Annotated in this window: 25 protein-coding genes; 10 read left to right on the top strand and 15 right to left on the bottom strand. The window is 72.8% G+C overall.

The genetic code is table 11. The features are described 5' to 3' along the window. Positions 1-63: 63 nt before the first annotated feature. Entirely contained in the window at positions 64-1,257 is a 1,194-nt protein-coding gene (locus tag QI554_RS18325) for an NAD(P)-dependent malic enzyme (RefSeq protein WP_281471115.1), read from the bottom strand. 347 nt (positions 1,258-1,604) lie between these two features. On the opposite strand from QI554_RS18325, the gene QI554_RS18320 reads away from it, so the two are divergent. Further along, positions 1,605-2,156 carry a CGNR zinc finger domain-containing protein gene (locus QI554_RS18320; RefSeq protein WP_281471114.1) on the top strand — a complete coding sequence of 184 codons (552 nt, stop codon included), beginning with the start codon at positions 1,605-1,607 and terminating at the stop codon, positions 2,154-2,156. A 7-nt stretch (positions 2,157-2,163) separates the two neighbouring features. Here the strand turns inward: QI554_RS18320 and sodX are convergent, their stop codons facing one another. Beyond that, complete coding sequence (sodX, locus tag QI554_RS18315) at positions 2,164-2,568, bottom strand: nickel-type superoxide dismutase maturation protease (protein ID WP_281471113.1); 405 nt, start codon at positions 2,566-2,568, stop codon at positions 2,164-2,166. A gap of 130 nt (positions 2,569-2,698) precedes the next feature. On the opposite strand from sodX, the gene sodN reads away from it, so the two are divergent. Next, entirely contained in the window at positions 2,699-3,103 is a 405-nt protein-coding gene (gene sodN / locus QI554_RS18310) for a superoxide dismutase, Ni (RefSeq protein ID WP_281471112.1), read from the top strand. 84 nt (positions 3,104-3,187) lie between these two features. Here sodN and QI554_RS18305 read toward each other — a convergent pair whose 3' ends face one another. Continuing rightward, positions 3,188-3,400: a DUF4287 domain-containing protein gene (locus QI554_RS18305; RefSeq protein WP_281471111.1), complete on the bottom strand. Its 213-nt coding sequence runs from the start codon at positions 3,398-3,400 to the stop codon at positions 3,188-3,190. A gap of 135 nt (positions 3,401-3,535) precedes the next feature. On the opposite strand from QI554_RS18305, the gene QI554_RS18300 reads away from it, so the two are divergent. Further along, positions 3,536-3,946: a VOC family protein gene (locus QI554_RS18300; RefSeq protein ID WP_281471110.1), complete on the top strand. Its 411-nt coding sequence runs from the start codon at positions 3,536-3,538 to the stop codon at positions 3,944-3,946. Here the strand turns inward: QI554_RS18300 and QI554_RS18295 are convergent. Beyond that, the gene (locus tag QI554_RS18295; protein ID WP_281471109.1) at positions 3,928-4,587 is read right to left on the bottom strand and encodes a methyltransferase domain-containing protein; all 660 of its coding nucleotides are present in this window, start codon (positions 4,585-4,587) and stop codon (positions 3,928-3,930) included. The two genes, QI554_RS18300 and QI554_RS18295, sit on opposite strands and share 19 nt — an antisense overlap. 524 nt (positions 4,588-5,111) lie before the next feature. Here QI554_RS18295 and QI554_RS18290 point away from each other — a divergent pair. Together QI554_RS18290 and QI554_RS18285 are read left to right on the top strand one after the other, a co-directional pair. Beyond that, positions 5,112-5,555, top strand: coding sequence for an ATP-binding protein (locus tag QI554_RS18290; RefSeq protein WP_425528006.1), 444 nt, complete (start codon positions 5,112-5,114; stop codon positions 5,553-5,555). Then, on the top strand, positions 5,444-6,487 hold the full coding sequence (locus QI554_RS18285) for an RNA polymerase sigma factor SigF (RefSeq protein ID WP_281471107.1): 1,044 nt from the start codon (positions 5,444-5,446) through the stop codon (positions 6,485-6,487). The genes QI554_RS18290 and QI554_RS18285 overlap by 112 nt, the downstream gene beginning before the upstream one ends. Before the next feature lie 97 nt (positions 6,488-6,584). Here the strand turns inward: QI554_RS18285 and QI554_RS18280 are convergent, their stop codons facing one another. After that, positions 6,585-7,022, bottom strand: a complete 438-nt coding sequence (locus QI554_RS18280) for a hypothetical protein (RefSeq protein WP_281471106.1) — start codon at positions 7,020-7,022, stop codon at positions 6,585-6,587. A gap of 117 nt (positions 7,023-7,139) precedes the next feature. On the opposite strand from QI554_RS18280, the gene QI554_RS18275 reads away from it, so the two are divergent. Together QI554_RS18275 and QI554_RS18270 are read left to right on the top strand one after the other, a co-directional pair. Next, positions 7,140-8,069 carry a diacylglycerol/lipid kinase family protein gene (locus QI554_RS18275; RefSeq protein WP_281471105.1) on the top strand — a complete coding sequence of 310 codons (930 nt, stop codon included), beginning with the start codon at positions 7,140-7,142 and terminating at the stop codon, positions 8,067-8,069. A 321-nt stretch (positions 8,070-8,390) separates the two neighbouring features. Then, positions 8,391-8,645 carry a WhiB family transcriptional regulator gene (locus tag QI554_RS18270; protein WP_281471104.1) on the top strand — a complete coding sequence of 85 codons (255 nt, stop codon included), beginning with the start codon at positions 8,391-8,393 and terminating at the stop codon, positions 8,643-8,645. 179 nt (positions 8,646-8,824) lie between these two features. Here the strand turns inward: QI554_RS18270 and QI554_RS18265 are convergent, their stop codons facing one another. Further along, a complete protein-coding gene (locus tag QI554_RS18265) occupies positions 8,825-10,294 on the bottom strand; it encodes a sensor histidine kinase (protein WP_281471121.1) in 1,470 nt (489 codons plus the stop codon). A 132-nt stretch (positions 10,295-10,426) separates the two neighbouring features. Here QI554_RS18265 and QI554_RS18260 point away from each other — a divergent pair, with 132 nt between their 5' ends. From QI554_RS18260 to nagA, 3 genes are all read left to right on the top strand, one after another. Continuing rightward, the gene (locus QI554_RS18260) at positions 10,427-11,632 is read left to right on the top strand and encodes an 8-amino-7-oxononanoate synthase (RefSeq protein WP_425528005.1); all 1,206 of its coding nucleotides are present in this window, start codon (positions 10,427-10,429) and stop codon (positions 11,630-11,632) included. 241 nt (positions 11,633-11,873) lie between these two features. Continuing rightward, positions 11,874-12,044 (top strand): hypothetical protein, encoded by a 171-nt coding sequence (locus QI554_RS18255; RefSeq protein WP_425528004.1) that lies wholly within the window; start codon positions 11,874-11,876, stop codon positions 12,042-12,044. Between the two features lie 316 nt (positions 12,045-12,360). Continuing rightward, a complete protein-coding gene (nagA, locus tag QI554_RS18250; RefSeq protein ID WP_281471102.1) occupies positions 12,361-13,563 on the top strand; it encodes an N-acetylglucosamine-6-phosphate deacetylase in 1,203 nt (400 codons plus the stop codon). Between the two features lie 203 nt (positions 13,564-13,766). Here nagA and QI554_RS18245 read toward each other — a convergent pair whose 3' ends face one another. The 9 genes from QI554_RS18245 to QI554_RS18205 all read right to left on the bottom strand — a co-directional run bounded on the left by QI554_RS18245 (position 13,767) and on the right by QI554_RS18205 (position 25,605). Next, positions 13,767-14,339: a lysophospholipid acyltransferase family protein gene (locus QI554_RS18245; protein WP_281471101.1), complete on the bottom strand. Its 573-nt coding sequence runs from the start codon at positions 14,337-14,339 to the stop codon at positions 13,767-13,769. A 677-nt stretch (positions 14,340-15,016) separates the two neighbouring features. Continuing rightward, positions 15,017-15,766, bottom strand: coding sequence for a GNAT family N-acetyltransferase (locus tag QI554_RS18240; protein WP_281471120.1), 750 nt, complete (start codon positions 15,764-15,766; stop codon positions 15,017-15,019). Between the two features lie 482 nt (positions 15,767-16,248). Further along, a complete protein-coding gene (locus tag QI554_RS18235) occupies positions 16,249-16,944 on the bottom strand; it encodes an SDR family oxidoreductase (protein ID WP_281471100.1) in 696 nt (231 codons plus the stop codon). A 77-nt stretch (positions 16,945-17,021) separates the two neighbouring features. Beyond that, entirely contained in the window at positions 17,022-18,041 is a 1,020-nt protein-coding gene (locus tag QI554_RS18230) for an aldo/keto reductase (protein ID WP_281471099.1), read from the bottom strand. Positions 18,042-18,107: 66 nt separating this feature from the next. Continuing rightward, on the bottom strand, positions 18,108-20,921 hold the full coding sequence (locus QI554_RS18225) for an arylsulfotransferase family protein (protein ID WP_281471098.1): 2,814 nt from the start codon (positions 20,919-20,921) through the stop codon (positions 18,108-18,110). Positions 20,922-21,159: 238 nt separating this feature from the next. Further along, positions 21,160-22,221, bottom strand: a complete 1,062-nt coding sequence (locus QI554_RS18220) for an SIS domain-containing protein (RefSeq protein ID WP_281471097.1) — start codon at positions 22,219-22,221, stop codon at positions 21,160-21,162. A gap of 32 nt (positions 22,222-22,253) precedes the next feature. Then, a complete protein-coding gene (locus tag QI554_RS18215; protein WP_281471096.1) occupies positions 22,254-23,750 on the bottom strand; it encodes a glycoside hydrolase family 3 protein in 1,497 nt (498 codons plus the stop codon). A gap of 8 nt (positions 23,751-23,758) precedes the next feature. Further along, positions 23,759-24,586 (bottom strand): carbohydrate ABC transporter permease, encoded by an 828-nt coding sequence (locus QI554_RS18210; RefSeq protein ID WP_281471119.1) that lies wholly within the window; start codon positions 24,584-24,586, stop codon positions 23,759-23,761. A gap of 2 nt (positions 24,587-24,588) precedes the next feature. Then, positions 24,589-25,605, bottom strand: coding sequence for a carbohydrate ABC transporter permease (locus QI554_RS18205; protein WP_281471095.1), 1,017 nt, complete (start codon positions 25,603-25,605; stop codon positions 24,589-24,591). Between the last annotated feature and the right edge of the window lie 76 nt (positions 25,606-25,681).

The raw sequence follows: 25,681 nt of genomic DNA, 5'->3' as shown, positions 1-25,681 counted from the left end.
GCCGGGGGGGGCCCAACCGGGGGGGCCCGCCCCCCGGGGGGCCCGGCCCACCGCCGTACAGCGTCAGATCCGGGCGACGCCGTCGCGCCGGGCGGCCGCCGCGACGGCCTTCGTCACGGCGGGCGCGACGCGGTCGTCGAACGGGCTCGGGATGACCTTGTCCGCCGAGAGCTCGTCGGCGACGACGGCCGCGAGGGCTTCGGCCGCGGCAACCTTCATGCCCTCGGTGACGCGGGTCGCGCGCACGGACAGCGCGCCGGCGAACACGCCGGGGAACGCCAGGACGTTGTTGATCTGGTTCGGGTAGTCGCTGCGCCCGGTCGCCACGACCGCGGCGTACTTGGCGGCGACCTCCGGCATGATCTCCGGGTCCGGGTTGGCCATCGCGAAGATGATCGCGTTCGGCGCCATCGTCGCCACGACGTCCTCCGGCACCTTGCCGGCCGAGACGCCGAGGAACACGTCGGCGCCCTCCATCGCGACCTCGATGCCGCCCTGGAGGCGCGCCTTGTTGGTCAGTTCGGCGATCATGCGCTTGACGCTCGTGAGGTCCTCGCGGCCCTCGTGCACGATGCCGCGCGAGTCGACGACGCACAGGTCGCCGATGCCGGCCTCGATGAGGATCTTGGCGATCGCGATGCCGGCCGCTCCCGCGCCCGAGATGACCGCGCGCAGGTCCTTCAGCTCGCGGCCGGTGACCGTCGCGGCGTTGCGCAGCGCGGCGAGCGCGACGATCGCGGTGCCGTGCTGGTCGTCGTGGAAGACCGGGATGTCCAGGCGCTCCTGGAGGCGGCGTTCCACCTCGAAGCAGCGCGGCGCGGAGATGTCCTCCAGGTTGATGCCGCCGAAGGACGGGGCCAGCCGGGCCACCGTCTCGACGAGGTCGTCGACGTCGGTGCAGTCGAGCGCGATCGGCACGGCGTCGACGCCGCCGAACTGCTTGAACAGCAGCGCCTTGCCCTCCATGACCGGCAGGGACGCCTTCGGACCGATGTCGCCCAGGCCCAGCACGGCGGTGCCGTCGGTGACGACCGCGACGGTGTTCGACACCCACGTGTAGTCGTTCACCAGGTCGGGGTTCTCGGCGATCGCCGTGCACACGCGGGCCACGCCCGGCGTGTACGCCAGCGACAGGTCGTCCTTGTTGCGCACCGGGACGGTCGACCGGACCTCGAGCTTGCCGCCGCGGTGCAGGGCGAACGCCGGGTCCAGCTCGTCGGGTGAAGTGCTCTCGGTGGGGATGATCTCCGCTGCCACAGTGACCCCTTTGTCAACGTCGCGATTTGGTGGTGCAGCTCCTGTGCCGAAGGACGGCACGACCAGGGGTTGGGGGCCTGGGGGTGTCGTTCGTCGGGCACGGCGGGATGCTGCCTGCCTCGTCGTCGCCGGCGCCGCTTGTCGCGCACGCGATCCGACGAGGGTACGGGGGTCACCCGTGACATCTAGCTTTCCACAACCCCCGGACGGTGGTACGTCGGGGCGATGCCGCAGCCCGGTAGGCGGGATGGACCGTTGGTGTACGCGCACCGCCCTTGTGGGGGATCACCGTACTGCCACCGGCGGTAGGCTCGGTGTAACCACCGCCACACCTGGGAGGCCGGACCGTGGAACTGTCCGCGTACGCCGACTACGCGGTCCGTCTGGTCAACACCGAAGAGCCCGCGCGCGGCACCGACGAGCTCCGCAGCACGGCGGACATCGCGCGGCTGCTCGAGGCGGTCGGGCGGCCGCCCGGCAGGGTCACCGAATCGGACGTACCCCGGCTGCGCGCGGTGCGCGCCCGGCTCCGGGCCGTCTTCACGGACGCCGCCGAGGGCCGCGCCGAGGACGCGGTGGCAACGCTGAACGGGCTGCTCGCCGAGTACCCGGTGCACCCGCGCGTGACCGGCCACGACGGGCGGCCGTGGCACATCCACCTGGCCGACGACCAGTCCGGCGCGGCCGAGTCGTACGCGGCGGTCGCCGGGATGGGGCTGGCGGTGCAGCTGACCTCGCTGGGCCCGGACCGGCTGGGGGTGTGCGAGGCGGCGCCGTGCCGCAACGTATACGTCGACGCCTCCGCGAACCGCTCGCGCCGCTACTGCAGCGACCGGTGCTCGACGCGTGCCAACGTCGCCGTCTTCCGCGCCCGCCGCAAGGCGCGCGCCGCGGACTGACGCCCCGTCATCCCTCGAACGGGTTGTCCGCACCGATCCTGCGCCACCGTGCGCGCCCCCGGGACGCGCCTTCCGCGCCTGTCCCGGCGCCGCCGCGGCGGCGCACGAACGCCGCCCGGCCCATCACGAGATGGTCGGCCACCGGGCCGAACTCCCGGCTGTCGATGCTGCGGTACGGGTTGTCGCCCAGCAGCCACCAGCCGTCGGCCACCCGCTCGCGGACCCGCTTGACCATGACCACCTCGGGCCGGTCGGGCCGCCGGACCACCACGACATCACCCGGGCGGACGCGCGCGTAGGGCCACGCGAGGACCTGCTCGCCGTCGTAGAGGTTGGGCAGCATCGAAGGTCCCGCGATGTCCGCGAGCAGCCACGGCGGCCGCAGACGCCGCGCCTTCGGGGTGTCACCCATGCGCACAACGTACCGGTTCCGCCCGAACCCCCCACGGACACACCGGCGCCCGACCCCCGGCCCGCCCGGAAAAAGCACCCCGCGCCGGAGTAGGGTCCCCCGTGGGAAGACGATCACAGAAAGGACTCACATGTTCTCTCGCCTGTTCGCGAGCACGGTGACGGCCGAGGCGCACTGCGACCTCCCCTGCGGTGTCTACGACCCCGCTCAGGCCCGTATCGAGGCCGAGTCGGTCAAGGCCATCCAGGAGAAGTACCAGGGCAACGAGGACGCGGCGTTCCGCGCCCGCGCGATCGAGATCAAGGAGCAGCGCTCCGAGCTCGTCAAGCACCACCTGTCGGTGCTGTGGAGCGACTACTTCAAGGCCCCGCACTTCGAGGCCTACCCGAACCTGCACACCCTGTTCAACGACGCCATCAAGGCGGCCGGCGCGGGTGGCACCAAGGGCTCGAACGACCCTGCCACCGGCCAGGCGCTCCTCGACCTGATCGCGCAGATCGACGCGATCTTCTGGGAGACCAAGAAGGCCGCGTGACGCCTCGTCACTGACGCAAGCGACCGCACCCGGGCCCGCCCGGGTGCGGTCGTCGTCTTCCGCGGGCCGGTCGCGCCGACCGGGTCACCCGGCGGCGGGCAGCGAACGGACGTGGGCGACCAGGGCGTTGGCGTGGCCGTGGCCCAGCCCGTACTCCGACTTGAGCCAGGCGACCTGCTCCATGTGCTTCTCCAGCGGCGAGGCCTGGATCAGCTCGATCCACTCGGCGATCGGCCGGCCGTACTTCTTCTCGATGGAAGGGAAGTAGCTGGCGGGACCCTTGGGTGCGTCGGCCATGGCCGTCTCCTTGTCCACTCGTGGAGTGCGCTCGCGTCGATGTCTCACGGTCTTGGACCGCCGCGAGCCCGAGAACTCATCGCCACCCCCGATGTGACCCGCACCATACCCACCCCGCCGCGGGATGATCGCCGCATGGCACACCTGGGACTCACCGCGATCCTCGTCCACGACTACGACGAAGCGATCGCGTTCTACACCGGCCCGGTCGGATTCGACCTCGTCGAGGACACCCCGCTCGGCAACGGAAAGCGCTGGGTCGTCGTCCGCCCACGCGGCGCGCACGAGACCGGCCTCCTCCTGGCCCGCGCCGACGGCGACCGCCAGCGCGACCGCGTCGGCGACCAGACCGGCGGCCGGGTGGGCCTCCTCCTGTTCACCGACGACTTCGCCGCCGACCACGCCCGCATGACCGCCGCCGGCGTGACCTTCGCCGAAGACCCCCGCCACGAGCCCTACGGCACCGTCGCCGTCTTCGTCGACCTGTACGGCAACCGCTGGGACCTGATCCAGCACACCGAACCGACTCACCCCGCGAGCGAGTAGTACGCGTCCACCGCCGGCTGCCCGGTGTAGTTGGGTCCGGCCTGGTCGTCGGCACCGACGTAGCGGAGGCGGCCCAGCGCGGCGACGCCGGAAGCGCCGAGCGGGCCGCGGCGGGTCACCAGCTTCCGGCGCGCGTCGTAGACGAACCCGGCCGCCCGCAGCGCGGCCGCCGCACGCCTCGCCGCGGAGGCGCCGCCCACCAGGCGTATCCCGTTGACGTCGAGGTTGGCGGCGAGCACACCCTCGGGGGCGAGCCAGGTCGCGGCGCGGGCCAGCAGGCCGAGGCGGTCTCCGACGTAGTGCAGCCCGTGCACACAGGTGATCAGGTCGTATCGCGCGCCTTCCGGAGGCGACCACTCCGCGACCGGCGCGGTCGCGAACCGTACGCCGCGGGGCCACGGCGCGGGGACGTAGAAGTCGACGAGGTCGACGCCCGTGAAATCGAACCGGGGCGGGTCAAGATCCGTGTTCCCGGCATGGGGCGATGCGGGTGGGGCGGCGAGGGGCGGGAGCGAGGCGGCTTCGACGAGGGCTCGGCCGGAGCCGCAGCACAGATCCAGCCAGGCGGCGGGGTGTGCGGGGGTGGCGGCGCGCAGGAGCGCGGGCAGGTCGACGTGCAGTTCTCGGGTGTAGCTGTTCACGCCGGAAAGGCCCCGTCCCCGGTTCATCGTGCGGTTGGCCACCACGGCAGAATTTTCCAGTGCGGCGGTGGAGAGAAGGACGGGATTTTCCGGCGTCGGGGTCACCCGGGCAGGTTAATCGCGGGCGTCTCCGAGGGCTGGAAGGCCGCGCCGGGGCGCGAAAGTGGTGGGGTGGGCGCCCGGACATCACTCCTGAATCACCCTTTCGGGTCAACAGCCTTGACATCCCTGGGTCTTGCCTGGTTTCTGTCGTGTGGACGACTTTCACCCTTTCAGGGTGTCCGCCGCGCGGTTCCCGGCGAACCAGGTACACTGCGTACTCGCCAAATCACATGCGGTGACGTACTGTCGTACGCATAAGCGATGCGGCGGAGCGCCTGCGGGTCGAGACGGGATGCCAGAGGAGAGCACAATCGAGCTCCCTGGAAGAGTGGTGGCGGAGACGGGTCGGGGGTCCGCGCGGTAGCGTCAACACGGTCTCCGTCATCGGTCGTGGTCACAGGTGTGACCACCTACGCAGCACCTTGGAGGTGAGGGTGTCCCAGCGATCCGCACACACGGCGGACGAAGCCGGCGCCGGCCAGCAGGACTTCGTCGAGGTCCGGTTGCCCGCCGCGGGGGCGTACCTCTCGGTTCTTCGTACCGCCACGGCCGGCCTGGCGGCGCGGCTGGATTTCACACTGGACGAGATCGAAGATCTGCGTATCGCCGTGGACGAGGCGTGCGCGATGCTGCTGGGGCAGGCCGTCCCGGGGAGCGTCCTCTCCTGTGTGTTCCACCTCGTCGGTGACGCCTTGCAGATCACCGTCTCGGCGCCGACGACCGACGGGCACACCCCTGCGCGTGACACGTTCGCGTGGACCGTGTTGTCCGCCCTCGCGGGCGAGGTCGACGCGACCGTGGACGAGAACGACGTCGTGAGCATCAGCCTCCACAAGAAGCGCGGTGGCGGGCCGGGGGCGCCGTGAGCACCGAGCGCGCGAGTGACCACCGGGGCGCGGAACCCCCGGAGGGCGAGGCCCGGGAGGCCGAGGACATGGCCAGTGAGACGAGTGTGACGGCGCAGGACGAGACCGTCCCGCCGCAGGACAGTCCCGACTCGACCGTGCCGGGCCGCCGCAGGCAGCCCGGCTCCGGCCACTCGCACCACGACCGGGAGCTCGCGAAGGGCATGTTCGCCCAGCTCGCGAAGCTGCCGCCAGACGATCCCGACCGGCGGCTGATCCGCGACCGGCTGGTCGAGATGCACCTGCCGCTGGTCGAGCACCTCGCGCGCCGGTTCCGCAACCGCGGCGAGCCGCTCGACGACCTGGTGCAGGTCGCGACGATCGGGCTGATCAAGTCGGTGGACCGGTTCGACCCGGACCGCGGCGTGGAGTTCTCGACGTACGCGACACCGACCATCGTCGGCGAGATCAAGCGGCACTTCCGCGACAAGGGCTGGGCGGTGCGCGTGCCGCGCCGCCTGCAGGAGCTGCGGCTCGCGCTGACCGCCGCGACGGCCGAGCTGTCGCAGCGCAACGGCCGCTCGCCGACGGTCGCCGAGCTGGCGGTGCAGCTGGGCATCTCCGAGGAGGAGGTGCTCGAGGGCCTGGAGTCGGCGAACGCGTACAGCACGCTGTCGCTCGACGTCCCGGACACGGACGACGAGTCGCCCGCAGTCGCGGACACGCTGGGCTCCGAGGACGAGGCGCTGGAGGGCGTCGAGTACCGGGAGTCGCTCAAGCCGCTGCTGGAGCAGCTGCCGCCGCGCGAGAAGCGGATCCTGCTGCTGCGTTTCTTCGGGAACATGACGCAGTCGCAGATCGCGCAGGAGGTCGGCATCTCGCAGATGCACGTCTCGCGCCTGCTCGCGCGCACGCTGGCGCAGCTGCGCGAGCGCCTGCTGGTCGAAGAGTAGACCGCGGAGTCACGGACACACGGCACAACGGGGAGGGCCCCGGAGGAAGCAGTTCCTCCGGGGCCCTCCCCGTTGTGCCGTTCTTCCGCCGGGCCGGTCAGCCCCGCTCGGCTCGCTGCCGCCGGTGGTGCTCTTCGAGGGCCTGGTACAGGCTCGGCCGCACGAGGACGCCGATCGCGCCGACGCCGAGCAGGACGATCACGGCGCCGAGCGCCCAGCGCCCGCTGCCGCTGATCATCCAGTAGCCGACACCGACCACGATGAGGTTGAACGTGATCGCCGGCGACCGGCTCCAGCGCCGACCGCGCAGCATGCCGATCGTCGTCGCGAGCATGCCGAGCCCGAGCACCAGGAGGTACGCGCCCTCGCTGATGCCCTTGTCCCGGTGCACCGGGTGCCCGAACACGCTGGCGAGCAGGATGTAGAGGGAGAAGCCGAGGCCGACGGCGGTCTCCAGCGCGACGATCCCGGTCGCGGCGCGGAAAGCGACAGGCAGGGAACGGAAGCCCACGGGGGCGGGAGCGGCGTCAGTCATCACCCCACGAGGGTAGACCGGCCGCGCGGCCGCCTCGGACCACGACCCCGACAGGCACGGGGCCGGTCGCCCCTCCACCGCGTCGGCCCAGGTGGGCGCGAGGTTACTCTTGCGTACATGCGTGCCCTTCTCGTCGTGAACCCCAAGGCGACGACCACCAGCGAGCGGACCCGCGACGTTCTGGCGCACGCGCTCGCCAGCGACCTGAAGCTCGACGTGGCGGTCACCGGGCACCGCGGGCACGCGACCGAGCTGGCCCGCGCGGCCGTCGCGGACGGCGTCGACGTGGTGATCGCGCTCGGCGGCGACGGCACGGTCAACGAGGTGGCGAACGGTGTGCTCGCCGACGGCCCCTCCCCCGACCTGCCGGCCGTCGCGGTCGTCCCGGGCGGCAGCACCAACGTGTTCGCCCGCGCGCTCGGCATGCCGAACGACCCGGTCGAGGCCACCGGCGTCCTGCTCGACGCGCTGCGCACCCGCCGCACCCGCGAGATCGGCCTGGGCATGGCGGACGACCGCTGGTTCCTCTTCTGCGCGGGCTTCGGCTTCGACGCCGAGGTCGTGGCGCGGGTGGAGGAGCACCGCGCGGACGGGAAGCGCTCGACGTCGGCGCTCTACGTGCGGTCCGCTCTGCGCAGGTTTTACCGAAGTGGTGGCACGCGGAGGTCCGGTCCCCTCACACTGGAGGTACCCGGCCGAGAGCCGGTTCCCGGACTGTGCCTCGGCATAGTCCAGAACACGAATCCCTGGACGTATCTGGGCGCTCGCCCGGTTACCGCCTGCCCTGACGCGTCGTTCGACACCGGCTTGGACCTGTTCGGTCTGACCCGTATGTCGACGCTGCCCACCCTCCGGCATCTCAGCCGGATGCTGGGTTCGTCGGGGAACGCACCGCACGGACGTCACGTGGTGTCGCTGCACGACTGCGCGACGTTCACTCTTGGGGCTGAGGAGGCTGTGTCGCTTCAGGTGGACGGCGACCACCTGGGGGAACATCGCAGTGTGACCTTCAGGGGCGTTCCGCGAGCACTGCGTGTGATTGTGTGAGCGGAAGGGCCTCTACGCCTTTCAGTCGAACGTAGAAAGCCGTTCACTCCTTCGAAGTAGCGGTGTGACCTACCCGACACCGATGATTCAAAAAATCCTTCGCAAGAGGGGTTGTGTCCAGAGCCGAGGTTTGTCAGGCTCTACGTGGCGGCAGGGAGAAGCCCCAAAGGCTGGATTCTCTCCGCTCGACTCCACCACCAAACCTGGGGACCGACAATGTCGGCCCTTACGTTGTTGGGGGATTCGTGAAAGCGTTCACATTCACAAGCCGACACTAGGTGGGGCCACAAGCTCCGCCCGCTGAACGAGGAGTTGGACCGCATGGACTGGCGCCACCGTGCCGCCTGCCGTGACGAAGACCCGGAGCTGTTCTTCCCGATCGGTAACACCGGTCCGGCGCTGCTGCAGATCGAGGAGGCGAAGGCTGTCTGCCGTCGCTGCCCCGTCATGGAGTCGTGCCTGCAGTGGGCCCTTGAGTCCGGCCAGGACGCGGGCGTCTGGGGTGGGATGAGCGAAGACGAGCGCCGCGCGCTCAAGCGCCGTGCCGCGCGCAACCGCGCACGCGCCTCTGCCTGATCCCCCCGCTTCCGGATCTCCACGGCACCAACAGAACCTCGGCAACGCCCCGGACGGTCATCGCGACCGACACCGGGGTGTTGCCGTTTCCGCGCCCGGTCGCCTTTGTGCGACCGGGCGTTCGCGTTGCCCGGGGCCCGACGAGCGGGGCCGGCCGCGCGCCGCCGGGAGCAGCCGGATCAGCCCCGCGTCGAGCGGCGGACCGGGAAGTCGAGCGTCACGACGGTGCCGCCGCCGTCGCGCTGCGCCATGTCGAAGCGGCCGCCCAACTCGCTGCCGACCAGGGTGCGGACGATCTGCAGCCCGAGGTTTCCGGACAACTGCGGGTCGAACCCCTCCGGGAGTCCGGCCCCGTCGTCGGTGACGGTGATGACCAGCCGTTCGGCGTCGCCCTGTTCGCGTACCGCGGTGATCTCCAGGCTGCCGGAGTGCGTGTCGAACGCGTGCTCCAGGGCGTTCTGCAGCAGTTCCGTCAGCACCATCGCGAGCGGCGTCGCCGTCTCGGCGATGAGCTCGCCGAACGAGCCGTGCCGCGCGGTCCGCACCCGGACCGCGGACGCCGCGACCTCGGTGACCATGCTCAGCACGCGGTCCGCGATCTCGTCGAAGTCGACCCGCTCGTCGAGCGTCTGCGACAGCGTCTCGTGCACGATCGCGATCGAGCCGACCCGGCGCACCGCCTCCTCGAGCGCGGCCCTGGCCTGCGGCGAGTCCATCCGCCGGGCCTGGAGGCGCAGCAGCGCCGCGACGGTCTGCAGGTTGTTCTTCACCCGGTGGTGGATCTCCCGGATGGTGGCGTCCTTGGTGATCAGTTCCCGTTCGCGGCGGCGCAGTTCGGTGACGTCGCGCAGCAGCACGATCGCGCCGATCCGGGCCCCGCGCGGCTTGAGCGGGATGGCGCGCAGTTGGACGACCGCGGCGGCCGTCTCCACCTCGGTCTCGCGCGGCGCCCATCCGCTCGCGACCGCGGAGATGGCCTCGTCGACGGGGCCTTCGGTGGGCGCGATCTCGGCGGTGGTGCGGCCGAGGTGGCAGCCGACGAGGTCGGTGTTCAGGCCGAGGCGGTGGTACGCGGACAGCGCGTTGGGGCTCGCGTACTGCACGAAGCCCTCGGAGTCGAGCCGGATCAGGCCGTCGCCGACGCGCGGAGAGGCGTCCATGTCGACCTGCTCGCCCTTGTACGGGAAGAACCCCGAGGCGATCATTTGCGCCAGGTCGGCGGCGCTCTGCAGGTACGTGAGCTCGAGCCGGCTCGGCGTGCGCGCGGTCAGCAGGTTGGTGTTGCGGGCGATGACGCCGATGACCCGGCCGTCGCGGCGCACCGGGATGGCCTCGACGCGCACGGGGACGTCGTCGCGCCACTCGGGGTCGCCCTCGCGGACGATGCGGCCCTCGTCGAGGGCGGCGTCGAGCATCGGGCGGTCGCCGCGGGAGACCAGGTCGCCGACCAGGTCGTCCTGGTGCGAGGTGGCGCCGGTGTTGGGCCGCATCTGCGCGACCGCGACGTAGCGGTCGTCGCTCGTCGGCACCCACAGGACCAGGTCCGCGAACGACAGGTCCGCGAGCAGCTGCCACTCGGAAACCAGCAGGTGGAGCCACTCGAGGTCGGCCGGCGGCAGGTTCCCGTAGTTGCGGACGAGGTTGTTCATGGAGCGCACACGCGAAGCGTAACCCCGGGGTGTGTGCGGGCCTCTGTAAGGATGCCCTGAGCACCCGGCGCCGACCGGGGGCCGCCGGGCGGGCGCGCCACCGCCTCCCGGGCCGAACGTTCGGAGGTCGATATGTCCCAGGGTGTGTCCGAGAACCCCTCCCCCGCCGGGGCGCCGCACGCGTCGTCCGCGGCGGCCGGCGGGCACCCGCTGGACTGGCTGGACCTGCGCGAGAAGGAGCGGATCGCGGCGGGCCTGCGGCGCCGCGTGCGGCCGCGTCCGGCCGACGAGCCGGGCGTCCTCGACCTGGCCGGAAACGACTACCTGGGCCTCGCCCGCCACCCGCGCGTGCTGGCCGCGGCGGCCGCGGCGGTCGCGGAGTGGGGCGCGGGGTCGACCGGGTCGCGGCTGGTGACCGGCTCCACCGAACTGCACGCGGCGCTGGAGGACGAGCTCGCGGAACACCTGGAGGCCGAGGCCGCGCTGGTGTTCTCGTCGGGCTACCTGGCGAACCTCGGCGCGATCACGGCGCTCGTCGGGCGCGGCGACCTGGTCGTGTCGGACGCGATCAACCACGCGTCGATCGTCGACGCGTGCCGGCTGTCGCGGGCGCGGACCGCGATCACGCCGCACTGCGACGTCGACGCGGTCGCCGAGGTCCTCGCGAACCGGGCCGAGGAACGCGCCCTGGTGGTCGTGGACGCGGTGTTCTCGGTCGACGGGGACGTCGCCCCGCTCGCCGCGCTGGCGGCCGTCGTACGGCGCTACAACGCGGTCCTGCTCGTGGACGAGGCGCACGGCCTCGGCGTCGTCGGCGCGGGCGGCCGCGGCGCGGTGCACGAGGCGGGCCTGGCGGGCGCCGACCACGTGCTGCAGACGGTGACGCTGTCCAAGGCGATGGGCTCGCAGGGCGGCGCGGTCGTCGGGCCGCGGCGGGTCGTCGACCACCTGATCGACACGGCGCGGACGTTCATCTTCGACACGGGCCTCGCGCCGGTGAGCGTCGCCGCGGCGCTGGAGAGCCTGCGGATGCTGCGCGAACGCCCGGAGCTGGCCGACGCGGTGCGCCTGCGCGCGACCCAGCTCGCCGACGGGGCCCGGGCGCTCGGCCTGCGCGCGACGCACCCGGCGGGCGCCGTCGCCTCGGTCCTGATCGGCGAACCCGACGCGGCCTTCGCGGCCTCGCAGCGGTGCGCCGACGCGGGCGTGCGCGTGGGCTGCTTCCGCCCGCCGTCCGTCCCGGACGGCATCTCCCGCCTGCGGCTCGCGGCCCGCGCGGACCTGACGGACGGGGACGTCGCGCGGGCACTGGAGGTGCTGGCCGACTCCGTCGGCTGACGGGCGGAGCGGATCGGCCGATGCCGTGGTCCTGATCCGCGGAGGAGGCCCCCCGCACCCCCGAGGCGCGAGCGCGCCGAGGGACCGGAACGCGACGCACCTGATGTCGCCGGCCGGTCCGTCCGCGAGACCGCCGAGGAGCGGGAGGACTTCGCCCGCGACATGGCCGGCACACCGCAGGCGGCGCCGTGCCGCGCCCCGGCGGCGCCGTGCCGCGGACCTGATCCTGCGGATCCGTGCGGTGAGCCCGGACGCCGACCGGCGGGCGTGCGACGCGGGCGTGCGCGTGGGCTGCTTCCGCCCGCCGTCCGTCCCGGACGGTATCTCCCGCCTACGCCTCGCGGCCCGCGCCGACCTGACGGACGCGGACGTCGCGCGGGCACTGGAGACGCTGGCCGACGCGGCCGTGTGATCGGACGCGGACGTGGCCCGGCCACTAGAGGTGCCGGCGGACGCGGCCATGTGAGGTCGCCGACTCGCTCGTCCGCGAGGCCGTCCTCCTCCCCCGACGCTGCGGTTGGTGGGCCCGCCGCGGCGCGCCGACCTGCGCCTCAAGCATGCCCGCGAACGGTGTGGCGCGGGCCTCCCGGCCATCCTGCGCGATTGGTCTAGACATCTGGGATTGGTCTGAACCACAATGGTCCGCGTTGCTCTGATCCAGGAGGCGCTACCCCGGCGGACGTCGCACCCGCCGGGGTAGCGGCACCTTTGAGGGAAGGACCGCGCGCGTGGCCACCATCTCGGCGCCCCGGCTGCTCGTCGGCGGCCGCATCGTCGGTCCCGGCGCGGTCGTGGTCGAGGACGGCCTCGTGGTGCGCGTCGAGGACACCGTGCCGCCGCCCGCGCCGGACCACCTCGCGCTGCCGTCCGGCGTGCTCACCCCGGGGCTCATCGACCTGCAGGTCAACGGCGCGTTCGGCGTCGACTTCGTGGCCTCCACGCCCGACGAGTGGCGCACGGTCGCGGGCCGCCTCGCCGGGACCGGCGTCACGGCGTTCCTGCCGACGTTCATCACCGGAGCCATGGACACCCTGGTCGCCGCCCTGGCCCGGGCCCACACCACCCGGGCGACGCTGGCCGCCGAGCCCGTCGCCCGGGTGCTCGGCGTGCACCTCGAAGGCCCGTTCCTGTCCCCCGCCAAAGGCGGCACCCACCCCAAGGAACACCTGCTCGAGCCCGCGCCGGAGCTCGTCGACCGGCTGCTGGGCGACCCCGCCGTCCGCGGCGTCCTCGCGCTCGTGACGCTCGCCCCCGAACTCCCCGGCGGCACCGAGGCCGTGCGGCGCCTCGTCGAGGCCGGCATCAAGGTGTCGATCGGCCACAGCGACGCCACCGCCGCCGAGGTGGGCGCCGCCGCCGACGCGGGCGCGACGCTCGTCACCCACCTGTTCAACGCCATGCGCGGCCTCGGCCACCGCGAGCCGGGCGTCGTCGGCGCCGCGCTGACCGACCCGCGGCTCACCCCCGGGCTCATCGCCGACCTGCACCACGTCGTGCCCGCCGTGTGCTCGCTCGTCCTGCGGATCGCCGGCAAGCGCACGGCGCTCGTGACCGACGCCATGGCCGCCGCCGGCATGCCGCCCGGCCGCTACCGGCTCGGCGACGTCGACGTGACGCTGGCGGAGGGCGACGTCCCCCGCAACCCGGACGGCACCATCGCCGGATCCGCGCTCACGCTGGACCAGGCGGTCCGCAACCTCGTCGCCCTCGGCCACGGTCTGGCCGAAGTCGTCACGTGCGGTTCGACCGTCCCCGCCGACGCGCTCGGCCGCGCCGACCTGGGCCGCATCGCGCCCGGTGCGGCCGCCGACCTGGTGTGGTGGGACGATGAACTGAACGTTCGTCAGACCTGGGTGGCGGGCGAGACGGTCTTCACCGCAGCGGCTGACACGGCGCCTGCAGCGGCGGCGGCCGCGACCTTGGGGGCCTGACCCGGCGCCCACCGAAAACGTGGCGGGCGGCCCTCAGCCGCACTGTAAGGCCCTCACCGCCACCCTCCGAAGCGGCTGCCACCGCACCGGAGTGCACGCCGACAGGCGCCGGACCACCGGGGTCCGGCGCCTGTCGCGTTCCGGCGGTTTCCGCGGGCGCGGGTCCGGCCGACGAACGGGTCGGCGTGGGTGGGGATCCCGGGTCAGAGCGGGTGCTCGGCGCCGGGAACGGCCGCCCGCACCGCGTGCTCGGCGGCGCGGGCGAGACCACGGCGGTCCTGGTGGGCGCCCGCCGGGATGGCCGGCAGCACCCGCACCTCGACGGAGAGTCCACGCGCGCCCGCGACGCGCCACACCGACGCCCCGAGGGTGTCGTCGCCCACGAAGGCCGCCACGTGGGCCGGTTCGCCGTCGGCGCCCCGGTAGGCGACGGCCAGAGGCCGCACCGGCACGTCGGCGTCCAACGCGGCCTGGAACACCGCCCGCCGGAACCCGCCCATGCGGGCGCCGCACCACGTACTGCCCTCCGGGAACACCGCGACCGCCGACCCTCCGCGCAACGTCCCGGCCAGTGCGGCGACTTCGCCCGGCAGGGCACGAGGCCGGTCACGCGCCACGAACAACGTGCCGCCGAGGGCCACGAACCGCCCGAGCACCGGCCAGCCGCCGACCTCGCGCTTGGCGACCATCCGCGCCGGACGCACGGCCGCCACGGCGGCGACGTCCAGCCACGACACGTGGTTCGCGACGACCAGCACCCCGCCGGTCTCGCGCACCTCCCCCGACACATTGACCCGCACCCCAAGCGCCCGCGGCACGGCCCGAGCCCACACGCGCACAAGCCGCGTCCGACGCTCCGCACCCAGCCGCGCCACGACAGGCAACGCGACCAGACCCGCGACGACCACGAACAGACAGCCCACACACCGCAGAACGCGCCGCACAAGCCCCACGCGGGCCCGGGAAGCCTCGACGAGACAGGCCCGAGGGCTGCACGGCGCACACGGAACCCAGGCAGGCACCGGCCCGGGGTGCACGTCGACAACGGACTCGGCGACCGCATGCGGGACGGGGCCGCGATGCGCACGGGCAGACGGCATCGCGCTGGCACTCTCAGCGGGCGCCCCCGAGACGGACCCGGTACGACCGGGCGCCCCGGACGAGGCCGCGTGCCCGACGGGACCGGGCACGACGGTGGTCGCGTCGGATCCTGCCGCGCCCACGGCACTCGCCTCCGCGAGCCCCGCGCCGGCGAGCACCGGCAGCGGCGGCTTCAGCGACCCTGGCAGCGCCGTTCCCCTGCCACCCCCGGCCACCGAGCGGCAGGCGGTAGCGTCGGCCCCGACAGCTGTCGCCCCGCCCGCGGCACTCGTCGTCGCGAACTCCGCGCCGGAGGCGGTCCCGTCGGGGTGCCGGGTCAGGGCGTCCAGGTTGTCCGCGCCCGCCGGCGTTCTCACGCCGAGTCCAGGGCGAGGAATCTGCGCAGGTAGCGGGCGTCGGTGCGGCGCAGGGACAGGAGTACGTAGAAGTCGGCGCACTCGAAGTCCGGGTCGTACGCGGGCTCGCCGCACACCCACGCGCCCAGGCGCAGGTAGCCGCGCAGGAGTGCCGGCAGCGGCACGCGTCCTTCCGGCGCGGGCGCGCCGGTCGGGTCCCAGGGGCGGTAGGGGCGGACCCGGTACTCGGCGGGGGCCATGTGCTTGCGGGAGACCTCGTCCCACACCGCCGCCGCCAGCGTGCCGCCGTCGTTCAGCGGGACCGAGCAGCATCCGGCGAGCCAGTTGTGGCCGCTGTCGACGAGGTAGCGCGCGATGCCGGCCCACATGAGGCCGATCACCGCGCCTTCGCGGTGGTCGGGGTGGACGCAGGAGCGGCCGACCTCGACGAGGTCGTCGTGGAGGACGTTCTGGCCGCCGAGGGCGAACTCGCCGTCGGCGTAGCGGCGTCCCAGGGCGGCCGCGCGGCCGGGCGGGAGGAGGCGGTAGGTGCCGACGACGGCTCCCGTGTTCTCCTCGCGCACCACGAGGTGGTCGCAGTGCGCGTCGAACTCGTCGACGTCGAGGCCCGGTTCGAGGCTGTCGAGGCGCGCGCCGAGTTCGCCGGCGAACACCTGGTGGCGCAGCAGCTGCGCGGCGCGGACCTCGGCGAGGTCGCGGGCGAGTCCGACGGTGTAGCGGGGCGCGGCGGGTTCGGCGGCCGGCATTCCGGTGCCCGCGACGACGCGGGCCGCGGCCGCGGACACCACGGCGGCGGCGGACGCGCGGGCGGCCATCGCGCGGGCGGTGTTGGGGTCGCCGGGGGTCTCGAAGGCGTTCCGGGGCAGCCCGTAAGCCGGTTCGGCGGCGGGCGCCGGCGCGGTGCTCGGACCCGGGTTCTTGGTGGGCGCTGGGGCGGGGGCAGGTGCGGGCGCGCTCATGAGGTCTCCCGTACCCGGCGGTCCGGCCGGGGCGTGACGGCGCCACGGGTGCGGCGCCGCACTCCTCTTCATCCCGGCCGGGACTGGATTCGGTGTGGCGGCGGCAGTGCGTACGGGTGTTCGGCCGCTGAAATCTTCCGCCGTATGCGGAGGAAGAGTGACAAACCATCCCGACCACCGCTGTGCGGGTCCTCCCGGCCCGTCAGTCGGCGGCCACCGTCCGGCTACCGCGTGGACGTCGCCCCGTCTCCCCCCGACGACGACGCCGCCTACCAGGCCACGGCCACGCCGTCCTGGAAGAACCCGCCCGTCGGGCCGCCGTCCGGCAGCGTCGCCGCCCACACCACGCTGGACGCCCCCTCGGCGACGGGACGGCCGCCGGGGCCGCCCATGTCGGTCGCGACCCAGCCGGGGCAGACCGCGTTGACCAGGATCCCGTCGTGCCGCAGCTCCGCGGCGAGCATGCGGGTGAGCGCGTTGAGGGCGACCTTGGACGTCCCGTAGGCGGGCGTCCCGCCGCCCATCTCGGTCAGCGACGCGGCCGCGCTGGACACGTTGACGATCCGGCCGTGCCCGCCGGCCCGCAGCAGCGGCAGGAACGCCTGCACGCACCGCCACGGCCCGTACAGGTTGGTGTCCATCGCCTCGTGCACGACCGCGAGGTCGGCCTCGGCGGCGCGCTGCCACGTGTCGTAGTGGATCGCCGCGTTGTTGACCAGCACGTCGAGGCGCCCGAAACGGTCGCCGACCTCGGCGGCCGCCCGGGCGACGTCGGCGTCGGAGGTCACGTCGAGCACGAGCGGGTGGACGTCGAGCCCCTCCGCGGACAGCGCTGCGGCGGCCGTCGCCGCGCTGTCCTTCGTGCGCGCGGTCAGCAGCACCGTGTCGCCGCGTGCCGCCAGCTGCCGCGCCACTTCGCGGCCGATGCCGCGGTTCGCACCCGTCACCAGCGCCACGCGTGCCATGTGTGCTCCTCGTCCGATCGCCGGCCGGTCTCCCCGTACCGGTGATCTTCGCGGATGCCCGCCGCCGCGGCCCATATTCAGCCGCGCCCGTCGAGCCGTCCCGCGGTCTCCCCGTAGACCCAGTTGTGCGTCGAGGCCATGAAGTCGTGCGGGAACCCCAGCGCGAAGTCGACCGCACCGTCCAGTCGGGCGACCGCCTCGGCCGGCAGGTCGAGTTCGGCCGCGCCGAGGTTGTCCTTGAGCTGCTCGACGGTCCGCGCCCCGATGATCGGGTGCACGGCGCGCGAGCGCGCCCGCGTCCACGCGATGGCGACCTGCGACGCGGTGACGCCCAGCTCGTCGGCGACCTCCTGCACGGCACGGGCGGCCGCATGGTCGCGGTCGCCGAGCGTCCCGGGGTCGACGCGGGTGCCGGCCTCGGCGCCGCCGGGGCGGGTGAACTTGCCGGACAGCACACCGCTCGCCAGCGGCCCCCACGCGGCGACGCTCATGCCGAAGTCGAAGGCCATCGGCAGCAGTTCCCGCTCGATGTCGCGGTTGAGCAGGTTGTACGGCACCTGCAGTCCCGCAAACGGCGTCCAACCCCGCCACTCGGCCAGCGTGTTGGCCCGCGACACGACCCAGGCGGGCGCGTCCGAGATCCCGACGTACAGCACCTTGCCCGCCCGCACCGCGTCGTCGAGGGCGCGCATCGTCTCCTCGATCGGCGTCTGCCGGTCCCAGATGTGCACCCAGTAGACGTCTATGTAGTCGGTGCGCAGGCGCTTGAGGCTGGTCTCCAGCGAAAGGCGGAGGTTCTTGCGGTGGTTGCCCGCCGCGTTCGGGTCCGAACCGTCGCGCGTCAGCGTGTACTTGGTCGCCACGACGAACCGGTCGCGGCGGCCTTCGAGGACCGTGCCGAGGATCTCCTCGCTCTGCCCGCCCCGGTAGTTGACGGCGGTGTCGATCACATTCCCGCCCGCGTCCTCGTACGCGTCGACCATCCGCCGGCACTCCTCCGGCGCCGCCCCGACCGTCCCCGCGTCCCCGAACGTCATCGCCCCGAAGAACAACTCCGATACGCGCAGCCCCGTGTTCCCGAAGAGCCGGTAACGCATGTGCGATCCCCCTTGAGTGGCACCGTCGTTCAGGCCGTTCCGGGCCGTCGTGGACCGGCCGGTGGTTCAGTAGTAGTGGACGGTCGTCTTCTGGCTACGCGGGTCCCAGAAGATCCATCCGCCGTCGAAGTCCTGCCGCTGGCGCCCGTCGTCCGTGCGGTACTCGTCGCTGCGCGGGTAACCGAGGCGGCTGTTCTCGTATCCCAACGACGCCCAGGTGCTCAGCATTCCGCCACGCACCGCCGCGGTGCCGCCCCACGACGTCCAGTAGATGGAGCCGCGCTCGAACGTGTTGAAGCGACCGGTCCCGGCGGGCGTCGACTGCTCGTCGCTCGTCGGGTAGCCGAGCACGCCGCCCTGCCAGCCGAGCGCCGCCCACTTGTCGCGGATGCCGCGCTGCACGATGTGCGCGCCGGTGGCCGGGCTCCAGAAGATCGAGGCCCCGCCGGAGAAGTGGTTGTAACGCCCCACCCCGTCGGCCGCGCCCAGTTCGTCCGCCAGCGGGAAGCCGAGCCCGCCGCGCTCGGCGCCGTTCGCCATCCAGACGTCGCGAATGCCGCCGTGCACCTCGTGGGCTCCGGTCGCCGGGCTCCAGGCGACCGTGCCGCGCTGGAAGTGCACGACGCGCCCGCCCGCCGACGCGGTGCTGTCGGTGACCGGGTAGCCGAGGAAGCCGCCCTGCCAGCCCAGTTCCGCCCATTTGGTGCGGACGTCGGCGTCGACCGTGTGCGCACCGGTCGCCGGGGACCAGAAGATGCTCCAGTAGTTGGAGAAGTGCACGTAGCGGCCGCCGTCGGACGTCGTGTTCTCCTCCATGAGCGGCATGCCGAGCGGGCCGGTGACGCCGCCCGCCGCGTTCCACTTGGTGTAGATGTCGCCCCAGATCCCGTGCAGTTCCTGCGTGCTGTTGACGTAGGTGCCGGTGATCGCGCCGTTCTGGAACTTCTGGACGTACATGTCACCGCCGGGCACGCGCACCGAGCTGACGTCGGCCGCGGGCAGCCCCAGGGGGCCCTGCTCGCCGCCGAGTTCGCGGTACCGCGTCAGCCAGGGGCCGGCCATGGTGACGGCACCGGCCGGCAGGGCGTAGACCGTTCCGCGGTCGAAGTCCTGGCGCGGCGTGGTGGATCCCGCCGGCGTGTACTCGTCGGACACGGGCGCGCCGAGCGAGTTGCCGCGGGCCAGGTAGTCCCAGATCACCCCGGCGACGGCGTGCGCGCCGGTGGCGGGCCTCCAGGTGACGGTGCCGTGCATGTAGCTGACGCTGACTTCGCCGTCGCTCTCGGTGCGGGAGACGAACGCGCCGAGCTTCTCGCTCCCGCCCGCCGCCGCGTACGCCTGGGCGACCTGCGCCAGCGCGACGCGGTCGGTGCGCCCGAGGACCTCCCCGCTGCGGCCGAGCGCCTCGACGCGGGTGACGACGTCCGAGGACGTGTACGACGCGCCGATCCGCGTCTCGAACCCGGCGCGCGGCGTGGTCGCCACGACGCGCAGGTGGTCCGCGTCGGGGCCGACGGAGACGCGCCAGGCCTGCACGTCGGTGCCGTTCCAGCTCGCGTAGACGTCGGTGCCGCCCGACTCGGAGGGCAGCGCCCCCACGTCGGGCCTGGTCTTCCACGCGCTGCTCGGCCACATACCGCGGGTGGTGGGGGACGCCCCCTGCGGCGTCGTCGCGGTGAACACCAGCTGGCCGTTGACGTCGTACTCCGCCGACCAGTTGCCCGCGGACAGCAGGCCCGCGTAGGTACCGCCGAAGGAGACCGCGTAACTCACGGGCTGGAAGGCGCCCTTGGTCGTGTCTGTGACCTGCGGGGCGGAGTCCGGGGCCACGGACTTCAGCAGTCGGACCGAACCGTCCGTCCCGGTCTTGTACACCAAGCCGCGCGCGGTGCCCGTCCCCGGGTTCACGTCGCCTACGTAGACCGCCCCGTCGTCGTGCACGGCCACGGAGAACGGCTTGTTCGGGGTCGGCATGTCGGCGGGGCCGGTCAGCGTGGGGTGCTTGCCGCCGAGCGTCGCGACGATCTGCCCGGTGGCGGCGTCGAGCTGATAGACGGCGCTGGTGCCGCGCGCGCTGACGTACACGTAGCGACCGTCGCGCGAGTACGCGACGCTGCTCAGGCCCAGGTAGTCGAACGTCCGGGTGGAGGCGGTCCGGTAGCTGTCCGACAGGGGGATCGGCCCCTGGTCCGGCAAGGATTCCTGACCGGCAGTCAGGCTCCGCCACTCCCACAGGACTTCGCCGGTCCGCACGGCCACACTCTTCACCGTGGCGACGAGGACCCGGCCGTTCTCCGGGCCGCCGTACGGCCGCAGGTCGGCCGTGACCTCCTGCGTGCCGCTGACGACCGCGATCTCGCCGGAGACGTTCACCGCGATCGACGCGCCCGTGTGCGGGGCGACGGAATCGACCGGGATGGACGCGGCTTTGTGCCCCCAGTCGTCGTAGATGTCCCACCGGTTCGGCGCGGTGAAGGCGGCCATGCCCTCGCCCCACGCGTACCGGACGGGGCGGGCACCGGTGCCGCCGGACTGGATCCCCAGCGGCTCGCCGGTGTTGTCGTACACCACCATGGCAGGAACGTTTCCGCCTGCACTCTGCCCCGTGAAGGACGTGAACAGCGCGCCGTCGTGCGGCCGTCCCGGCGTGGTCGTATCGGCGTGGAACCGCGGCAGGTCCGGGCGGCTCACATATCCGGCGGCGGCAGCCGCAGGCACCGCGGCGGGAACGACGGCGGGCGCGAAGACGGCCGGAACGCCCGGCGCCGCCGTCACGGTCACCGGGGAGGCGTACGCCGGCGAGGTCAGCGCCGGCAGGACGAACGATACGGACGCGGCCGCGCACGCGGCGGCCACGGTTCGCTTCAGAAACGCGGTCAAGTAGTGCTTCCTCGTCGCACGGGCACCAGGCGGTCGCCGTTCGGCCCGGAAAAGGCGCAGGCGTGTCGAATCCCCCACGGCCGCGGCGGAGTCGCAGCGCGGCGCGGTCATCTTATGAGCGCGCCCGTCAACTGACCAGTGTTTTGCCCCGTGGCGCCCGGCTCCGGACCCGCCGCGGCCCCGCCCCCGGGACGTGGGGCGGGGCCTTGGGGTGGCGGCGGGGTTGGGGGCCGCCGGGTCAGTGGGTTTCGGTGACCTTGGCGAGGGCGCGGGGGGCGTCGGGGTCGAGGCCGCGGGCCATGGTGATCTCGTAGGCGAGGAGTTGCAGCGGGAGGATCTCGAGGATCGGCTGGACCTCCTCGGGGACGCCCGCCGGGAGGGCGAAGCCCGCGCTGGCGCGTTCGACCTGGTCGGCCTGGCCGACGACCATCAGGTCGGCGCCGCGGCCGCGGAGTCGTTCGAGGACGGGCTGGAGCGCCTCGCCGGCGCGGCCGTCGGGGACGACCGCGATGACGGGGCTGACGTTGTCGATCATCGCCAGCGGGCCGTGCAGCAGGTCGGCTCCGGAGAACGGGTGGGCCGGGATGTAGCTGGTCTCCATGATCTTCAACGCGGCCTCGCGCGCCGTCGGGTAGCCGTACCCGCGCGACGTGATGACGAGGCGCTGCGCGAACCGGTAGCGCTGGGCGATCTCGGCGACCTCGGCCCGCCGGGCCAGGATGCCCGCGGCGAGCTCCGGCAGCTCCGAGGCGGCCGCGCCGTCGCCGCCGCGCAGGCCCTCGACCAGCAGGTAGAGGGACAGCAGTTCGGCGGTGTAGGTCTTGGTCGCGGGCAGTGCCTTCTCGGGTCCGGCGAGCACGTCGATGTGGAACTCGGAGACGGCGGCGAGCGGCGAGTCGGCGTTGTTGGTGACGGCGAGGGTGATCGCGCCGGCCTTGCGCGCGGCCTCGGTGGAGGCGACCAGGTCGGGCGACCCGCCGGACTGGCTGACCGTGATCACGAGGCAGTCGGTGAGGTCGGGCTCGGCGCCGTACGCGGTGGTGGTCGACATCGAGGTGAGGCCGGCCGGCTTCCCGAGCAGCACCTCGACGAGGTACTTCGCGTACAGCGCGGCGTTGTCGCTGGTGCCGCGCGCGGTCAGCAGCACGAAGCGCGGGCTGCGGGCGGCGATCTCGGCGGCGACCGCGCGGATCCGCGGCGCGCCTTCGGTCAGGATCCGGCGCAGGACCTCCGGCTGCTCCGCCGTCTCGGCGGACATGATCCCGCCCCGCGGGGCCACACCTTCGGAGCTCGCAGACATCTCTTTGGGGCCTTCCGTAGTTGCGGTCGTGCTCAGGTGTAGAGGGGTTCCAGGGTGCGCCCGGTGAGCGCCTCGGCGGCCGCTATGCCGCACACGCGCGCGGCGCCGTGCGTGGCGACGCGCGTGACGCCCTGGGTGTCGCCGTACGGCAGGCCCATCTCGACGACGACCGCGTCGGGCCGTGCCGCGAGGATGCCGGCCAGCAGGTCGGCGGCGCGGACGTTGCGGTGCAGGTCGCGGACGACGACCGCGAGCGGGCGCCCGGCGGCGGCCGCGAGCTGCGTGTCGACCAGGCCGAAGGTGGTGACCGAGGCACGCGCCACCGTGGTGCCGGGCAGCAGGCGGGCGAGGTACGCGCCGACGCCCCAAGGGGTCCGGTCGCCGACCGCGATGTTGGCCTGCGACGCGAGTTCCAGCACGTGCGCGGGCCGGGTGAACGGGTGGAGGTCGCCGGTGACGCGGACCGCGCGGCGCGCCGCGTCCAGGCCCGCGGCGTGGTCGCCGCCGGAGCCGCCGTACTCGGCGACCGAGCGTGCCCAGGCGGCGAGTTCGCCGACCCGGCGGGCGGCGTCGGCGAGCCGTTCCTCGGGGAGCCTGCCGGTGCGCACGGCGTCGACGATGGCGTCGCGCAGCAGCACGACGGTGGCCTCGTCGCACAGGCCGCCGCCCACGCACACCGCGTCGGCGCCAGCGGCGAGCGCCCGCACCGTGCCGTCGGCGATGCCGTAGGTGTCGGCGATGGCGCCCATCTCGATGCCGTCGGTGACGATGAGGCCGTCGTAGCCGAGTTCCTCGCGCAGCAGGCCGGTCAGGATCGTCCGGCTGAGCGTCGCGGGGTGCTCGTCGTCGTACGCGGGCAGCACGATGTGCGCCGACATGACGGCCTTGGCGCCCGCCTCGATGGCCGCGCGGAACGGCACCAGCTCGCGGGTGGCGAGCAGTTCGCGGGACGCGTCGACGCGCGGCAGGCCCAGGTGCGAGTCCACCGCGGTGTCGCCGTGCCCGGGGAAGTGCTTGACGCACGCGGCGACGCCGGTGGCCTGGAGGCCCTCGACGTACGCGCGGGTGTGCCGGGCGACCAGGTCGGGGTCGGCGCCGAAGGAGCGGACGCCGATCACCGGGTTGTCGGGGTTGGAGTTGACGTCGGCGTCCGGCGCCCAGTTGAAGTTGACGCCGCAGCGCGCCAGGTCGCGGCCGAGCCCGCCGGCGACCGCGCGGGTGAGCGCGGGGTCGTCGACGGTGCCGAGCGCGAGGTTTCCGGGCCAGGAGCTGCCCGTGCCGACCTCGAGGCGGGTGACGTCGCCGCCCTCCTCGTCGATGGCGACGAGGACGTCCTCCTTCTCCTTGCGCAGTGCGGCGGTCAGGCCCGCGAGCTGCTCGGGCGCGTGGATGTTGCGCCCGAACAGGCCGACGGCGCCGAGTCCGTCGCCGAGGTGCCGGCGCAGCCAGTCGGGCGGCGTGAGGCCCTCGAAGCCGGGCTGCAGGACGGTCAGGGCGAGGCGGTTGAGCTCGTGGGACTCGTGCGACATCAGACGTATCAGCCCTTGACCGCACCGGAGGTCATACCCCCGGTGACCTTGCCTTGCAGGACGAGGAAGATCGCCAGGACCGGCAGCATGAACAGCGTCGACGCCGCCATGATCGCGCCCCAGTCGATGGTCAGCCCGTTGCTGAACGAGCTGAGCCAGGTCGGCAGCGTCTTCTGGTCCTCGTTGTTGATCAGCAGCGCGTTGGCGAACGCGAACTCGTTCCACGCGGTGATGAAGCCGAACAGCGAGGTGGACAGCAGGCCCGGCGCCAGCAGCGGGAACACGACCTTGCGGAACGCCGTGAACCGCGAGCACCCGTCGACCCGGGCGGCCTCCTCCAGCTCGACCGGGATGCCGGCGAGGAAGCCGCGCAGCGTCACGATCGCGAACGGCAGTGTCATGACGAAGTAGATCGCGGTGAGGAACGGCAGGTTGTCGAGCATGTCGTTGTCGCGCGCGATGAGGTACATCGGGATCATCAGCGCCTCCCACGGCGCCATCTGCGCGATGAACACCATGAGGATGAACGACGCGCGGCCCTTCCACTGCATCCGCGCCACCGCGAACGCCGCGAAGCACGCGATGACCAGCGACAGGCCGACGCCGCCGACCGCGACCAGCAGGCTGTTGCGCCAGTAGTCGGCGAAGTGCGGGGTGTCGATCGCGTGCTTGAAGCTCTCGAACGTGATCGAGCTGGGGACGAACTTCGGCGTCTCCGACTGGATGTCCTTGCCCGGCTTGATCGCCGTGAGGACCATCCAGTAGACGGGGAAGATCATGAAGACGAACGTGATGAACGCCGCCTGGTTGAGCGCAAACCGCTTGAGGAAACGCATGTTCACGAGTTCCCGGCCTCCCGCTCCTGCTTGAACATCTGTCGGAAGTAGAAGACGAGCATCAGCGCGATCAGCAGCACCGTGACCGTCGCGACGGCGCCCGACATGCCGTAGTGGTGCAGCGACGTGCCCATCTGGAACGCGTACACGGGCAGCGTGCGCACGTCGTTGATCGGGCCGTTCTCACCGGCGATCGACCAGATCTGCGCGAACGACTTGAAGATCCAGATGACCTCGAGCGAGGTGACCAGTGCGAAGATCGGCCGCAGCATCGGGAAGGTGATCGAGCGGAAGATCCGGACGGGGCCCGCGCCGTCGAGGCGCGCGGACTCGTAGATCTCGGAGGAGATCGTGGTCAGGCCCGCGTAGATGGTGAGCGTCGCGAACGGGATCGACTGCCACACGATGAGCAGGCCGACGACGAACAGCGTCGAGCCGCCGTGCGCGAACCACGTGTAGTTCTGGTACGAGTCGAAGCCGAGCTGCACGAGCGCCCAGTTGACGACGCCGTTGTCCGAGCGGAACAGCCACTTGAAGATCGTGGTGGCCGCGATGACCGGGGTCGCCCACGCGGCGACCAGGCCGATCAGGACCAGGACGCGCATGGCCTTGCCGAGCTTCATGACCATGAGCGCGATCAGCGTCGAGACGACCATGATCACGACGACCTGGATCCCGGTGAACCAGAAGGTCCGCCAGGTGACTTCCCAGAAGTCGGAGTCCTTGAACAGCGTCGTGAAGTTGTCGAAGCCGATGTACTCGGCGCCGCCCTTGAACAGCTGCTTGAGGTTGTAGTCCTGGAAGGACAGGACGGTGTTCTTGGCCACCGGATAGACCAGCAGGAAGGCGATCCCGAGGATCGCCGGGGCGACGAGCAGGTACGGGGTGACCTGCCGCGCGATGGCGCCCGGACGGCGCGGGGACCTATGGGTGGGGGACGCGTGCGAAGGCGTTCGCGCGTCCTTCCGCGGGGGCTGCGCGGGCGTCGCGACCGCCGCCTGTGCCTTGGGGGCTGCCACAGCTGCCTTCCCGTCGTCGAAAGGGTGGGGTTCCGAGGCCGATCGTGGCCCGGGGCCGGTCCCGCCGGAGGCTGCT

The organism is Yinghuangia seranimata (assembly GCF_029953285.1).
Classification (GTDB): domain Bacteria; phylum Actinomycetota; class Actinomycetes; order Streptomycetales; family Streptomycetaceae; genus Yinghuangia; species Yinghuangia seranimata.
Note: the sequence above shows the minus strand (reverse complement) of the source record. Positions and strands in the feature narration are given on the sequence as shown.

What these genes read in the sequence shown, in the direction of transcription:
- sodX (WP_281471113.1), bottom strand. Translation starts at nt 2,568, where the DNA reads ATGGGTGACACCCCGAAGGCGCGGCGTCTGCGGCCGCCGTGGCTGCTC.
- sodN (WP_281471112.1), top strand. Translation starts at nt 2,699, where the DNA reads ATGTTCTCTCGCCTGTTCGCGAGCACGGTGACGGCCGAGGCGCACTGC.
- QI554_RS18305 (WP_281471111.1), bottom strand. Translation starts at nt 3,400, where the DNA reads ATGGCCGACGCACCCAAGGGTCCCGCCAGCTACTTCCCTTCCATCGAG.
- QI554_RS18300 (WP_281471110.1), top strand. Translation starts at nt 3,536, where the DNA reads ATGGCACACCTGGGACTCACCGCGATCCTCGTCCACGACTACGACGAA.
- QI554_RS18280 (WP_281471106.1), bottom strand. Translation starts at nt 7,022, where the DNA reads ATGACTGACGCCGCTCCCGCCCCCGTGGGCTTCCGTTCCCTGCCTGTC.
- QI554_RS18275 (WP_281471105.1), top strand. Translation starts at nt 7,140, where the DNA reads ATGCGTGCCCTTCTCGTCGTGAACCCCAAGGCGACGACCACCAGCGAG.
- QI554_RS18270 (WP_281471104.1), top strand. Translation starts at nt 8,391, where the DNA reads ATGGACTGGCGCCACCGTGCCGCCTGCCGTGACGAAGACCCGGAGCTG.
- QI554_RS18265 (WP_281471121.1), bottom strand. Translation starts at nt 10,294, where the DNA reads ATGAACAACCTCGTCCGCAACTACGGGAACCTGCCGCCGGCCGACCTC.
- QI554_RS18260 (WP_425528005.1), top strand. Translation starts at nt 10,427, where the DNA reads ATGTCCCAGGGTGTGTCCGAGAACCCCTCCCCCGCCGGGGCGCCGCAC.
- QI554_RS18240 (WP_281471120.1), bottom strand. Translation starts at nt 15,766, where the DNA reads ATGCCGGCCGCCGAACCCGCCGCGCCCCGCTACACCGTCGGACTCGCC.
- QI554_RS18235 (WP_281471100.1), bottom strand. Translation starts at nt 16,944, where the DNA reads ATGGCACGCGTGGCGCTGGTGACGGGTGCGAACCGCGGCATCGGCCGC.
- QI554_RS18230 (WP_281471099.1), bottom strand. Translation starts at nt 18,041, where the DNA reads ATGCGTTACCGGCTCTTCGGGAACACGGGGCTGCGCGTATCGGAGTTG.
- QI554_RS18220 (WP_281471097.1), bottom strand. Translation starts at nt 22,221, where the DNA reads ATGTCTGCGAGCTCCGAAGGTGTGGCCCCGCGGGGCGGGATCATGTCC.
- QI554_RS18215 (WP_281471096.1), bottom strand. Translation starts at nt 23,750, where the DNA reads ATGTCGCACGAGTCCCACGAGCTCAACCGCCTCGCCCTGACCGTCCTG.
- QI554_RS18210 (WP_281471119.1), bottom strand. Translation starts at nt 24,586, where the DNA reads ATGCGTTTCCTCAAGCGGTTTGCGCTCAACCAGGCGGCGTTCATCACG.